We start from the raw sequence: 13,223 nt of genomic DNA, 5'->3' as shown, positions 1-13,223 counted from the left end.
GGCTTCGGACTGAAGAGTGGGTAACCAGATGGGGCGCGAGGAGCCGCCCGGCGCAACCGTCCTACGAAGGTGGGTGGTTGGCCGCGCGGTTCCTCGCGCCCCTGGGTAGTGCAACTGCCCCTGAGACCCGAAGGGTCAGCGGGTCTGCTGAGCGGGGACACCCAGGGTGTCGTCGTTCGGCAGGGAGGCCGCGGCGACGGCCGCACCGGTGAGGGTGGCGAGCATCTCGCGGACGTTGGTGAGCTGGGCGTTGATCGAGTCGCGACGGTTCGTCAGGGCCGCGAGCTCGCGCTCGGATTCGCTGCGGATCCGGTCGGCCTTGGCGTTGGCGTCGGCCACGATGTCCTCGGACTGGCGCTGGGCCGTCTCGACGGTCTGGCGGGCGCGGCGCTCGGCGTCGGTGCGGAGCTTCTCGGCCTCGAGGCGGAGCTGCTCGGCGCGGTGCTCGATCTCGGCGAGGCGCTTCTCGGCCTTGGCCTGACGGGCCGCCAGGTCGCGCTCGGACTGCTCGCGGCGCTTGGCCAGGTTGGTCTCGAACTCGAGGGCGGCCTGGGCGGCCTTGGTGCGGGTCTCCTCGAAGAGGGCGTCCGCCTCCTCGCGCTTGTTCTGCGCGTCCTTGTTGGCCTCGGCGCGCAGCTGGGCGCTGTCGCTGTTGGCCTTGTCGACGATCCGGCGGCCCTCGTCCTCGGCCTTCGCCTTGCGGTCCTTGGCGTAGTTCTCCGCCTCGGTGCGGACCTGCTGCGCGGCGGCCTCGGCCAGCTCGCGGTGCTGCTCGGCAGCGCGGTGGGCCTCCTCGCGCAGGTCCTTCGCCTCCTCCTCGGCCAGCCGGAGGATCTTCTCCACGCGGGCACCGAGGCCGGCGTACGAGGGCTCCGACTCGGTGACCTGGGCCTGGGCGCTCTGCGTCTCGAGGTGCAGCTCCTCGATGCGCTTCTCGAGTGCACCGATCCGGGCCAACGCGCTGTCACGGTCGGCCACCAGCTTGGTGATCCGCTCGTCGACCTGGGCGCGCTCGTACCCACGGCGCACCAGGTCGAAGCCGTGAATGGAGTGACTGTCGCTCATGGGGTTCTGGGCTTCCTGTCGTCGAACCGCTTGGGGTGGTTGAGGGAATCCTGACACGTTACCGGAGTGTCAACCACGAATTGTGGTTGCTTCACGGACAATGTCCGCTCAATCGGGTGGTGCGCCTCCGGAGCGACCGCCACCCGATCGTGGCGAGCCGGCCCCGGCGCCTGCCTTCTTCGGTGCTCCGTCACGGCCGGAGCCGCTCGCCTTGCTGTTTCCCCCGTTGGCCTGCGCGGCCGGTGACGGCGCCTCGAAGGCCTCCAGGGCGGACAGTACGTCCTGCACCCGGGAGATCTCCGTGTTGATGTCCTTGCGCCGACGTACCAACTCGTCCAACTCCCGACGGCCCTCGTCGGTCACGCGCTGCGCCTCGGCCCGGGCCTCGGCGAGCAGGCGCTCGGCCTCCTCCTCGGCCAGCCGCAGCTGCTCGCGCGCTCCTTCGTCCGCCTTGGCCAGCCGCTTGGCGGCCTCCTCGGCGGCCTGCTCGATCTGCTCCTCGGCCTCGTCCTGGGCCTTCTTGAGGGCGGCCTCGGCCTCGGCCGCCAACTGCTCGGCCTTGGCCGTGGAGTCGGCGAGCTTCTGCTCGGCGCCCTTCAGCAGGCCCTCGGCCTTGCGGACGGCGGAGATGCGGACCTTGCTGGCCTCGGCGGAGGCCTCCGAGCTGAGCTCGGCGGCCTTCTCGGTGGCGGCCGAGACGAGCCCGTCCGCCTTCTCCTCGGCCTCGGTGACGGCCTTGCGGGCCTGCTCCTCGGCCTCGGTCAGCTGCTCCTGAGCCGCCGTCACCAGCGCGTCGACCCGCTCGCCGGCCGACTTCATGGCCTGGGCGTTCTCCTTGCGGGCCCGCTCGTGCAGCGCCTCGATCTCGGCGTCGGTCCGCTCGCGCAGCTCCTCTGCCCGTTCGCGCACGGCGGTGGCGTCCCGGCGGGCCTCGGAGAGCAGCGCGTCGGCGTCGGCGCGCGCCCGCTCGACCTCGGCCTGGCCGGCCGCCTCGCCCGCCGCGACCAGCCGCTCGGCCTCCTTGCGGGCGGCCGAGACCATCGCGTCGGCCTGCTCCTCGGCGGCGGCGGTGGTGGCCAGCGCGGTGGTCTGGGCGTCCTCGCCGAGCGCCTCGGCGTCGGCGAAGGCCTTCTCCAGGACGGACTTGGCCTGCTCGCGGGTGGCCTTGTCGAACTGCTCGGCCGTCTCGCGGGTCTCGGCGTCGTAGGTGTCCGCCCGGCCCCGGGTGTCGGCCTCGTACTCCTCGGCCAGCGTGCGGGTGGCGAGGGCGTACTCCTCGGCCTCGGTGCGCAGCGCGGCGGCGAACTCCTCCGCCTCGGCGAGGGCGGTGGCGCCGCGCTCCTCCGCCTCGGCGACCGCCTGGCGGGCCTGGGCCTCGGCCTCGGCGCGGGTCTGCTCGGCCGCCTCCTGGGCCGCCGTCAGCTCCGCCTCGGCGGTGGCCCGCAGCTCGGCGTCGTACGCCTGGGCCTCGGCCCGCTGCTGCGCCAGCTCGGCCTCGACGGCCTCGCGCTGGGCCCGGGTGTCCGCGTCGGTGGCCTCGCGCAGGGCGGTGGTCTCCGCCTCGGCGGTGGCCCGCAGCTCGCCCGTCTCGGCGTCCACGGCCGCGCGCAGCTCGGCGGCGTAGGTCTGGGCCTCGGTGCGCTGGGCGGCGCTCTCGCGGTCGGCCAGGGCGCGGGTCTCGGCGCTGTAGGCGTCGGCGGCGGCGCGGGTCTCGGTGTCGTACGCGTCGGTCTGCTCGCGCAGCTCGGCGAGTTCGGCCTCGACGGCCTCGCGCAGGGCGGTGGTCTCGGCCTCGGCGGTGGCCCGCAGCTCGGCGATCTGCTGGGAGGCGGCCTCGTGCAGCCCGGCCACGGACTGCCTGGTCCCGGCGGCTTCGTCCTCGGCCGCGCCGATCAGGGCGGCGGCCTCGGCGGTGGCGGCCTCCCGGGCGGCGGCCAGTTCGGCCTCGACGGCCTCGCGCAGTGCAGTGGTCTCGGCCTCGGTGGTGGCCCGCAGCTCGGCGGTCTCAGCCTCGGCGCGCTCGCGCAGCCCGGCCGTCTCGGCGTCCACGGCGCCGCGCTGCTCGGCGGCGTAGGCGTCGGCGGCGGTGCGGGTCTCGGTGTCGTACGCGTCGGTCTGCTCGCGCAGCCCGGCGAGTTCGGCTTCGACGGCCTCGCGCAGGGCGGTGGTCTCGGCCTCGGCGGTGGCCCGCAGTTCGGCGGTCTCGGTCTCGGTGCGCTCGCGCTGCTCGGCCGCCCGGGCGTCGGCGGCGGCGGCCTGCTCCTCGGCCTCGGCCAGGGCCTGGGCGCCCTCGGCGCGCAGCGCGGTGGCCTCGGCCTCGGCCTCGGCGAGCTGGGTCTCGGCGGCCGTACGGGCGTCGGCGAGGGCCTGCTCGGCCTCGGCGACCAGCAGGTCGGCGCTCTCCGCGGCCTCGGCGCGGGCGGCGCGGGCGGCTTCGGCGGCCTCCGTGCGCAGCGCGGTGGTGGCGGCCTCGGCGTCGGCCCAGGCCTGCTGGGCGGCGGCCAGCTGCTCGGCGGTCTCGGTGCGCTCGCGCTTGAGGCCGGCGGCGGCCTCCTCATGGGCCCGGCGGCTCTCCGCGCGCAGCGCGGTGGCGGCCGTCTCGGCCTCGCCGCGCTCGCGCAGCGCCCAGGCCTCGGCCTCGGCGCGGTGCGCCTCGGCCCACTCGCGGGCCTCGGTGCGGGCGGCCTCGGCGGCCGTCTCGGCCTCGCTGTGCAGGGTCTGGACCTCGACGCCGGCCTGGTCGAGCAGCTCGTCGGCGGCGGCCTGGGCCGCGGCCCGGGTCTGCTGGTCGTGCTCGGCGGCCAGGCGGCGCAGCTCGGCCGTCTCGCGCTCGGCGGCGGTGCGGTTCTCGGCGGCGGCGGCCCGGGCGGCGGCCAGCGCCTCCTGGCTCTGCCGCTCGGCGGCGGCGGTCAGCTTCTCCGCCTCGGCCCGGGCCCGGGTGAGGGTCTGCTCGGCCCGGCCCTGCACCTCGACGGCCTGGTCCTTGGCGTGCCGGCGCAGTCGCTCGATGTCGGCGGCGGTGCCCGCGCGCAGCTCGTCGGCGTCGGTCTTGGCCCGGGTGAGCAGTTCCTCGGCCTGCTTGGCCGACTCCTCGATCTGGACCACGGCCTGGCGGCGGGCCTCGCTGCGCAGCTTCTCCGCCTCGGCGGCGGCCTGGGCGCGCAGCTCCTCGGCCTCGGCGCGCAGCTGGGCGGCCTCGTCCTGCATCCGCTCGACCTGGGCGCGGATGCCGGCGGCGTCGTCCAGCGCGGCGTTCTGCGCCTGCTCGACGGCCGCCTGGGCCTGCTCGCGCAGCCGCTCAGCCTCGGTGGCGGCCTGGCCCAGGATCCGCTCGGCCTCGGCGGTGGCGGTGGAGACGGCGGTGCCGGCGTCCTGGTCGGCGCGGGCCAGCACCTCCTCGGCCTGCCTGGCGGCCTTGGCCAGGTGGACGGTCGCGTCCTTGGCGGCCTCGGCGCGGCCCTGCTCCTGGGCCTCGGCCCGCAGCGCCTCCGCGGCGGCCTCGGCCTGGGCGCGCAGCTCGGCGAGCTCGCGGTCGGTCTCGGCCCGCAGCTCGGCGATGGCCGCCTCGGCCTCGGCGCGCAGCTGGCCCGCCACGGACTCGGCGGCGCCGCGCAGGCGCTCGCTCTCCTCGGCGGCGGCGGCCCGGGCGGCGTCCGCCTCGGCCTTGGCGGTGGCGGCCTCGGCCTTGATCCGGTCGGTCTCCTTGGTCGCGGCGGCGACCATCTTGGCGATCTCGGCCCGGGCGGTCTGCGAGCGCTGGTCGCTGGCCGCGGCGCCGTCGGCGACCAGCCGCTCGACGGCGGCCTCCGCGTCGGCCTGCAGCTGCTCGGCGGCGGCCTCGGCCTGGGCGCGCAGCTCGCCGATCTGGCGTTCGGTGGTGGCGCGCAGCTCGGCGGCCTCCTGGCGGGCCCGCTCGGCCTCGGCGAGCGCCTCGGCCCGCAGCCGGTCTATCTCGGCCTGGGCGAGGGCCAGCGCCTCGGCTGCGCGCTCCTGGTCGGCCACGACCTGCTGCTTGAGCCGGTCGATCTCGGCCTGGGCGGCGGCCAGCTGCTGCTCGGCGGCGGCCTGGGCGCCCGCGAGCTGCTGCTGGGCCTGGTTGGCGGCGGAGCCGCGCAGCTCCTCGGCCTGGCCGACGGTCGCCTGCGCCTGCTCGCTGGCGGCGCGCAGCAGCCGCTCGGCGTCGTCCTGGGCGCGCTTGAGGGCGGCCTCGGCGGCGGCCTGGGCCTCGCCGCGGGCGGCGTCCACATCGGCGGCGGTCCGGGCGCGGGCCTGGTCGGCGAGGGCTTCGGCCTCGGCCCGGGCGGCGGCGATCAGCCGTTCGGCCTCGATCCGGGAGTCCTGGAGCAGGCGCTGGGCCTCCTGCTCGGTGCCCGCGCGGGTCTGCTCGGCCCAGGAGACGTTGTCGTTGACGTGCCGCTCGGCGCTGCGGCGCAGCTCGGCGAGCTCGTCCTCCAGCTGGCGGCGGCGGGCGGCGAACTCCGCCTCGAGCCGGGAGGTGCGCTCGGCGGCCTCGGCGAGCAGGCGCTGGGTGGCCGCCTGGGAGTCGCGCAGCTGGCGCTCGGCGTCGGCGCGCAGCGCCTCGGCCTGCATCTCGGCGTTGCGCAGCAGCTGCTCGGCCTGGCCGGAGACGGAGTCGAAGGCACGCGGCTGCGCGAGCATCCGACGGGCCTCGTGCAGCTTGGCCCGGAGCACCTCGACCTGGTAGGCGAGGTCTTCGGCATGCTCGACCGACTTGTCCCGCTCCTTGCGAGTCCGATCGAGCTCGGCCTCGAACTGGGAGAGGTGGTCGTCACCCTCGTAGCGGTCGTTGCCCCGCACTCCGCGGTCCCATCCATCTCCTGGTCGCGTCCTCGACCGGGCCGCCCCGGCACCCCGTACTGCTCTGGGCCGGACCGGCTGGTCCTTGCATCCGCAGCGGGTGCCACGGTCGGAGTCCTCGGTGGTGGTGAGCGGCGTTGCCGCGCTCCTCCGTCCGGGTGGACTCCTGGGCGAACTCTTGCCTCGTGGAGAATGGTGACAGATCCGTACCGCGACCGTTCAGCCGTGCCCGTTGAGTGGACTCCCCTGGACGGGTGTTCCCCGCCCTCGGCTCCTGCGCATTGTAGTGTGCGTCGCCCCGGTGGGAACGGGCGCGGGGTGAACTTCGCGCTACTGAGCGGTAGGGCGGGGACGCACGGGTCAGTGCCGGGTGGCCGCGGAGGTGACCAGCTCGGTCAGGACGCCGCCGCAGTCCTTGGGGTGCAGGAAGGTGATCCGGGAGCCCATCGAGCCGATCCGGGGCTCCTGGTAGAGCACGCGGACGCCCTTGTCCTTGATCGCGGCGGCGTCGCCGTCCACGTCCGCGGTGCCGAAGGCGATGTGGTGCACGCCCTCGCCGTTCTTGGCGAGCCACTTGGCGACGGTGGAGTCCTCGCGGGTGGGCTCGAGCAGCTGGAGGTAGGAGGCGCCGCCGTCACCGGTGTCGTTGATCTTGAGCATCGCCTCGCGGACGCCCTGCTCCTCGTTGACCTCGCTGTGGAAGACCTCGAAGCCGTAGGTGTCGCAGTAGAACTTCACCGTCTTGTCGAGGTCGAAGCAGGCGATGCCGATGTGGTCGATGCGGGTCAGCACGGGGGCCTCCGAGGCAGTCATGGATGTGGCAACAGTGCAGCGCATCGGGCGTGGCCGGCGCCACCGCGGGGAGTGTCGGCCTGCTCACAATTCACCCCGGCTTGCTGACACGGTGTTGACTGGTCAGTGCCAGTGCTGCTGATCACAGCCTTGCTCCGGTGACTGCTGGGTAACAGGTCAGTACATTGAGCCGCACTCCACAACTCTCCTGTGGCCTTGACGCGCGAAGGGGCTCGTCTCAAATGACTACTTCAGTGATCGTCGCTGGTGCTCGCACTCCCATGGGCCGCCTCCTCGGCTCGCTCAAGGGCTTCTCCGGTGCCGAGCTCGGCGGTTTCGCGATCAAGGCCGCCGTGGAGCGGGCCGGGATCACGGGGGACCAGGTCCAGTACGTGATCATGGGCCAGGTGCTGCAGGCCGGCGCCGGGCAGATCCCCGCCCGCCAGGCCGCCGTCAAGGCCGGCATCCCGATGAACGTGCCGGCCCTGACCATCAACAAGGTCTGTCTCTCGGGCCTGGACGCCATCGCGCTCGCGGACCAGCTGATCCGCGCCGGTGAGTTCGACATCGTGGTGGCCGGTGGCCAGGAGTCGATGACCAACGCCCCGCACCTGCTGCCGAAGTCCCGCGAGGGCTTCAAGTACGGCGCGATCGAGATGCTCGACGCGATGGCCTACGACGGCCTGACCGACGCGTACGAGAACATCCCGATGGGTGAGTCCACCGAGAAGCACAACACCCGCCTGGGCATCGAGCGGGACGTGCAGGACGCGATCGCCGCCGCCTCGCACCAGCGCGCCGCCGCCGCCCAGAAGAACGGCGTCTTCGAGGCCGAGATCGTGCCGGTGGAGATCCCGCAGCGCAAGGGCGAGCCGGTGCTGTTCTCGCAGGACGAGGGCATCCGCGCCGAGACCACCGTCGAGGGCCTGGCCAAGCTGCGCCCGGCGTTCACCCGTGACGGCACCATCACCGCCGGCACCTCCTCGCAGATCTCGGACGGCGCCGCCGCCGTGGTCGTGATGAGCAAGGCCAAGGCCGAGGAGCTGGGCCTGACCTGGATCGCCGAGATCGGCGCCCACGGCAACGTGGCCGGCCCGGACAACTCGCTGCAGTCGCAGCCGTCCAACGCCATCAAGCACGCTCTCGTGAAGGAGGGCCTGGAGGTCGCCGACCTCGACCTGATCGAGATCAACGAGGCCTTCGCGGCCGTCGCCCACCAGTCCATGAAGGACCTGGGCGTCAGCTCCGACATCGTCAACGTCAACGGCGGCGCGATCGCCCTCGGCCACCCGATCGGCATGTCCGGCGCCCGCGTCGTCCTGCACCTGGCGCTGGAGCTCCAGCGCCGCGGCGGCGGCGTCGGCGCGGCCGCCCTGTGCGGCGGCGGCGGCCAGGGTGACGCCCTGATCGTGCGGGTTCCCCGCGCCTGATCATCTGACATAACCTCTGGGCCGCGTACTCGCCACAAGCGGGGCGCGGCCCAGACGTTCCCGCACCGAGGAGCACGCTGATGATCGACGTTCGTACCCTGGTCGAGCAGGCCCGGGAGGGCCGGCCGCGGGCCGTGGCCCGGCTGATCTCGCTGGTCGAGAACGCCTCGCCGCAGCTGCGCGAGGTGATGGCCGAGCTGGCGCCGTACACCGGGCGGGCCTGGATCGTCGGTCTGACCGGCTCGCCGGGAGTCGGTAAGTCGACTTCCACCTCCGCGCTGGTCTCCGCCTACCGGCGGCTCGGCAAGCGGGTGGCCGTGCTGGCCGTGGACCCCTCCTCGCCGTTCTCCGGCGGGGCGCTGCTCGGTGACCGGGTGCGGATGCAGGACCACGCGACCGACCCCGAGGTCTTCATCCGCTCGATGGCCACCCGCGGCCACCTGGGCGGGCTCTCCTGGGCCGCCCCGCAGGCGCTGCGGGTGCTGGACGCCGCCGGTTGCGACGTGATCCTGGTCGAGACGGTCGGCGTCGGCCAGTCCGAGGTCGAGATCGCGGCCCAGGCCGACACCACGATGGTGCTGCTCGCCCCCGGCATGGGGGACGGCATCCAGGCCGCCAAGGCGGGCATCCTGGAGATCGGCGACGTCTTCGTGGTCAACAAGGCCGACCGGGACGGCGCCGACGCCACCGCCCGCGAGCTCAACCACATGCTCGGCCTCGGCGAGGCCCGGCAGCCCGGCGACTGGCGGCCGCCGATCGTCAAGACCGTCGCGGCGCGCGAGGAGGGCATCGACGAGGTCGTCGACGCCCTGGAGAAGCACCAGGCCTGGCTGGCCGAGAGCGGCGAGCTGCAGCGCCGCCGCACCGCCCGGGCGGCCTCCGAGATCGAGGCCATCGCACTCGCCGCCCTCCGGGCGCGGATCGGCGACCTGCGGGGGGACTCCCACCTGGACGCCCTGGCCGAGCGCGTCGCGGCGGGGCAGCTGGACCCGTACGGCGCGGCGGACGAGCTGGTCGCGGGCATCACCGCGTAGGGGCAGGAACCTAGGACGGGCGCCGATCGTGTCGTACTCCGATCGGCGCCCGGTGCCGATTTGAAGGGCCGGCCCCGGGCAGGTCACTCCGCTGGGGGAAGCCGGTCGAGGAGTGGCACGCCGTGGGACAGCATGATCTCCGTCAGTGCCCGCCACTCGTCGGTGTCCTCCATCAGGAGCATCCTGCGGGTGATCCGATTGAAGATCGTCGGAGGGTTGACGTTCCTTCCCCGGCAGAGGACCCAGCCGGGCTCGGAGCCGTCCCAGAGGTAGGCGTCCTCCGCGGGGTCGACCGCTCGCCCGTCGCCGGTGTGGGACGGCTGGGCCCGCGAGTACCGGCTCAGGCCGGACCGTCCTCGGCGCCGGCCATGGCCTCCTGCTTGAGGCGCCGGCAGGCCACGAGCACGCCGACCGGGGCCGCGATGACCGCACCGGCCAGGACCGGGGCGAGCAGGCCCGAGCCGCCGTAGTGGAGCGCGAGGAAGCTCGCCGTCCCCGAGACGACCGCGGCGGCCAGGAACTGCCAGAGCTTGCCCCGGTAGCTGCGGCTGAGGAAGAGCTGCCGGTCCGGCGTCGCTTCCAGCCCGTCAAGGCCGGCCGCAGGGCCTGCGGTTGCCGCCTTCGGACGCTTGAAGTACAGGAAGTACATCCAGTGGCCGCACGGCTCCCAGCCTTCGAGCGCCAGCCCGGCCGTCACCGCCTCGCGCTCCTTCGCATTGCCGGCGCCGTCCCGCCGGTACTCCCACCGCATCGCCGTGTCCGGCCGGCGGTGGCAGACGAAGCGGCCGAGGCGGTCCAGGCCCTCGACCTCCCAGCCCTGGTCGCCGTAGTGGTTGAGGAAGCGGCGGTCGGCGTAGATGTCGGCGGCCCACTTCCAGGTCTGCGCCCCCGCCTCGGGCTGCTCGGGGGCGCGCCCTTCGAGGAGCCGGGCCGCGAACTCCGCCGGTGTGCCGAACTCCTCTACGGCGTCCGGCGATCCGCTCTCCGCCAGGTAGCCGGAGAGGTCGGCGACGGTCGCTGCCACCTGCTCCTGCGGCAGGCCGCCGGCGCGCAGGCGCTCGGCGAGGTCGGCGAAGTAGCCGGTGGCGTGCTCAGTGGTGCGGTCGGTGTCGTGGTTCATGATGCTCCCCCTGGTTGTGCGGTGCCCAGCATGCTCGTGACGGCGGTGTGGAACTCCAGCCATGACCGGCCCTGTTCGGCGAGGGCCGCACGGCCGGCGTCGGTGAGCCGGTAGTAGCGGCGGCCCGGCCCGCGCTCGGCGGGCCTGAACTCCCCGACGGCCAGGCCGCCTTCCTCCAACCTGTTGAGCACCGGGTAGAGCGTTCCGCCCTTGATCTCGCCGAGCCCGGCCCCTGCGAGCGCCTTGGCGATCTCGTAGCCGTAGCTCTCACCGTCGGTGAGGCAGGCGAGGACGAGGAGGTCAAGGACGCCCTTGAGCCAGCTGGATCTGCGGTCTGTGGCCATGCCTGTATTCCACCACCAGCTAGATAGGAATGCAACCTATCTAGGGGATCGATCTAGATAGCCGGGCTGGACAGTGGCGTCAGTGCCGCAGGGGGAACTCGGCGCGGTCGTGCCAGGTGGTGCCGTCGTAGGCCAGCAGGTGGACGGAGCCGACGCGGGCGGTGACCGGCAGATGGCTCGCGATGTCCGCTTCGATCTTGTCGAACAGGCCCGGCTCCTGGCCGTAGGCCACGGTCAGGTGCGGGACGATGTCGGCGAACCGGCCCCGGAACGGCGGGGCTTCCGGCCAGCGGTCGGCCACGGCCGTGGTGAGGGCGCGCAGGCGGTCCGCCTGGGTCGGGGCGAGGTAGAGCACGTCGGGGAAGCGGCCGAGGTCGTGGAAGTCGACGTCGAAGGCGGGCTGGGCGCTGAAGAGTGCGGCGAGTTCGCCGAGGACCTGGTCGTCGATGCGGTCGTGGGGCAGGAACGGGTAGAGCACGGTCATGTGTGCCGGGATCCCGATCGCCGCCGAGGAGTCGTACTGGTCGCGCCAACCGCCCACGGCCGGTTCGCTCTCCGGCACGTTGATGATCAGCCCTGTCTCGCCCGCCCGGAACTTGCTCATGGGCGACATCGTGGCAGGTGATCAGCCCGGGTGGTAGCGGGTATTCAGCGTGCGGACGGTCTCGGCGACCATCTCCCGGAGCTCCGGTGGGGCCAGCACCTCCAGGTCGGTGCCCAGTCTGAGGAACTGGTCGTGGGCGTGGGCCAGGGATTCGATCGGGAGGCGGGCGGTGGTCCAGCCGTCGGGGTCGAGGGTGGCGGTCCGGCGGACGGAGTGGTGTTCGGCGGAGCCGAGGTGTTCGTGGATGCGGGTGAGGCCGTGGGGGGAGAGGCGGACCGTGGCCTCGGCGGTGTGGCGGCGGGCGTGGAAGTCGGCGACCTGGGCCTGCCAGTGGGTGGCCAGGTGGAAGTCGGCCGGGGGAGTGAACCGGTCGGGCAGAGTGGCGAGTTCGAGGATCTGGTCGACCCGGTAGGTGCGTGCGGCGCCGCCGCCGGGGGAGGCGACGAGGTACCAGCGGCCGGCCTTGAGGACCAGGCCGTACGGCTCGAGGCGCCGCTGCACCGTACGGTCCCAGCTGGAGTAGTCGACCTGGAGGGCGTGCCGCTCCCGGACGGCCGCCGCGACCGCCGTGAGGTGCGGGGTCTCGTCGGTGCGGCCGTACCACCCGGGGGCGTCGAGGTGGAAGCGGTCCTCGACCCAGCCGGCCGGGGCGGGGAGGGCGGCGCGCAGCTTGAGCTGGGCGGTGGCCCGGGCCTCGCCGAGGCCCAGTTGGGCGGCCGGGCCCGGGAGGGCGGCGAGCAGGGCGGCTTGGGCCTCGGCGGGGGTGAGGCCGGTCAGCCGGGTGCGGAAGCCGTCCAGGAGCTGGTAGCCGCCGGCGTGCCCGGCCTCGCCGTACAGCGGGATGCCCGCCGCGCTCAGCGCCTCCACGTCGCGGTAGACCGTGCGGACGGAGACCTCCAGCTCCTCGGCCAGCTGGGCGGCCGTGAGCCGGCCCCGGTTCTGGAGCAGCAGGAGGAGCGAGATCAGTCGGCTGGCGCGCACACCGGAAGTATCCACTGACAGCAGGTGTCAGTGGAGCGGCCGTAGCGTCCCTCCCATGAACGACTTCGACTTCTTCCTCGGCACCTGGCAGGTCGCCAACCGCAAGCTCACCGCTCCGCTCACCGGGAGCGACGACTGGCAGGAGTTCCCGGGGACTTCCGTCGCCCGGCCGCTCTTCGGGGGAGCGGGCAACTTCGACGAGATCAGCTTTCCGACGCTGGGGCGAGAGGGGGCGACCCTTCGGCTGTTCGACCAGGACAGCAAGCAGTGGTCGCTGTACTGGGCCGACAGCCGCAGCGGCCGGCTCGAACCGCCGGTGGTGGGTGGCTTCAACGGCGACCGGGGTGACTTCTTCGGGGACGACACCTACCTGGGCCGCCCGATCCAGGTGCAGTACACCTGGTACCGGCTCGGCCTTGACGCGGCCCGCTGGGAGCAGCGGTTCGCCCCGGCGGGCACCGCGGACTGGGAGCTCAACTGGGTGATGGAGTTCACCCGTTGATCGTCGAGCTGCGGCGGTACACGCTGCGCCCGGGGGCGCGGGACACGCTGATCGAGCTGTTCGAGCGGGAGTTCGTGGCGGCGCAGGAGGCGGTCGGCATCACGCTCGGCGGGCGGTTCCGGGAGGTGGACGATCCGGACCGGTTCGTCTGGGTGCGGTCGTTCCCGAGCATGGGGGCGCGCAAGCGGGCGCTCGAGGCGTTCTACTACGGCCCGGTCTGGCAGCAGCACCGGGAGGCGGCGAACGCGACGATGCTGGACTCGGACGACGTGCTGCTGCTGCGCGGCCCCGGCTACCGGCCGCCGGCCGGAACGGAGCTCGTCACGGTGACGATCTGTCACCTTGACGGCGGTTCGGGCGGTGCGGAGCCCACGGGGGTGGCTCTGCACCGCACCGAGCGCGCGGCCAACACCTTCCCCGCGCTCCCGGTCCGGGAGGACGCCGACGTACTGCTCTGGTTCACCGAGGGCGAGGCGCCCCGCCCGCCGTGGCCCGGCCGGGTGGAGCGACTGCGGCTCGAGCCGGTGGGCTGA

The 13,223-nt window shown here is 73.8% G+C and carries 11 protein-coding genes; 4 read left to right on the top strand and 7 right to left on the bottom strand.

The annotated features are described in order from the left end of the window. Positions 1-135: 135 nt before the first annotated feature. The 3 genes from ABT095_RS11960 to mce form a co-directional block, all read right to left on the bottom strand. Complete coding sequence (locus ABT095_RS11960) at positions 136-1,065, bottom strand: coiled-coil domain-containing protein (RefSeq protein ID WP_350529219.1); 930 nt, start codon at positions 1,063-1,065, stop codon at positions 136-138. Between the two features lie 108 nt (positions 1,066-1,173). Next, positions 1,174-5,883: a polarized growth protein Scy-related protein gene (locus ABT095_RS11955; protein WP_350529218.1), complete on the bottom strand. Its 4,710-nt coding sequence runs from the start codon at positions 5,881-5,883 to the stop codon at positions 1,174-1,176. A gap of 360 nt (positions 5,884-6,243) precedes the next feature. Then, positions 6,244-6,675 carry a methylmalonyl-CoA epimerase gene (gene mce, locus ABT095_RS11950; RefSeq protein ID WP_350529287.1) on the bottom strand — a complete coding sequence of 144 codons (432 nt, stop codon included), beginning with the start codon at positions 6,673-6,675 and terminating at the stop codon, positions 6,244-6,246. A 242-nt stretch (positions 6,676-6,917) separates the two neighbouring features. Between mce and ABT095_RS11945 the strand changes: the two genes are divergently transcribed. Then, on the top strand, positions 6,918-8,105 hold the full coding sequence (locus ABT095_RS11945; RefSeq protein ID WP_350529217.1) for an acetyl-CoA C-acetyltransferase: 1,188 nt from the start codon (positions 6,918-6,920) through the stop codon (positions 8,103-8,105). Positions 8,106-8,185: 80 nt separating this feature from the next. Beyond that, the gene (meaB, locus tag ABT095_RS11940; protein WP_350529216.1) at positions 8,186-9,139 is read left to right on the top strand and encodes a methylmalonyl Co-A mutase-associated GTPase MeaB; all 954 of its coding nucleotides are present in this window, start codon (positions 8,186-8,188) and stop codon (positions 9,137-9,139) included. Between the two features lie 340 nt (positions 9,140-9,479). Here meaB and ABT095_RS11935 read toward each other — a convergent pair whose 3' ends face one another. The 4 genes from ABT095_RS11935 to ABT095_RS11920 all read right to left on the bottom strand — a co-directional run bounded on the left by ABT095_RS11935 (position 9,480) and on the right by ABT095_RS11920 (position 12,188). Then, positions 9,480-10,259, bottom strand: a complete 780-nt coding sequence (locus ABT095_RS11935) for a hypothetical protein (RefSeq protein ID WP_350529215.1) — start codon at positions 10,257-10,259, stop codon at positions 9,480-9,482. Continuing rightward, positions 10,256-10,603, bottom strand: a complete 348-nt coding sequence (locus ABT095_RS11930) for a PadR family transcriptional regulator (RefSeq protein ID WP_350529214.1) — start codon at positions 10,601-10,603, stop codon at positions 10,256-10,258. The genes ABT095_RS11935 and ABT095_RS11930 overlap by 4 nt, the downstream gene beginning before the upstream one ends. Positions 10,604-10,682: 79 nt before the next feature. Beyond that, a complete protein-coding gene (locus ABT095_RS11925) occupies positions 10,683-11,207 on the bottom strand; it encodes a 2'-5' RNA ligase family protein (RefSeq protein WP_350529213.1) in 525 nt (174 codons plus the stop codon). A gap of 21 nt (positions 11,208-11,228) precedes the next feature. Then, on the bottom strand, positions 11,229-12,188 hold the full coding sequence (locus ABT095_RS11920) for a helix-turn-helix transcriptional regulator (protein ID WP_350529212.1): 960 nt from the start codon (positions 12,186-12,188) through the stop codon (positions 11,229-11,231). Between the two features lie 55 nt (positions 12,189-12,243). Here ABT095_RS11920 and ABT095_RS11915 point away from each other — a divergent pair, with 55 nt between their 5' ends. Both ABT095_RS11915 and ABT095_RS11910 read left to right on the top strand, forming a co-directional pair. Then, the gene (locus ABT095_RS11915; RefSeq protein ID WP_350529211.1) at positions 12,244-12,690 is read left to right on the top strand and encodes a hypothetical protein; all 447 of its coding nucleotides are present in this window, start codon (positions 12,244-12,246) and stop codon (positions 12,688-12,690) included. Next, positions 12,687-13,223 (top strand): NIPSNAP family protein, encoded by a 537-nt coding sequence (locus tag ABT095_RS11910; protein ID WP_350529210.1) that lies wholly within the window; start codon positions 12,687-12,689, stop codon positions 13,221-13,223. The genes ABT095_RS11915 and ABT095_RS11910 overlap by 4 nt, the downstream gene beginning before the upstream one ends.

The sequence above is a fragment of the Kitasatospora sp. NPDC002227 genome (genome assembly GCF_040296285.1).
Lineage (GTDB): Bacteria > Actinomycetota > Actinomycetes > Streptomycetales > Streptomycetaceae > Kitasatospora.
This window is presented reverse-complemented; position numbering and strand designations above follow the sequence as displayed.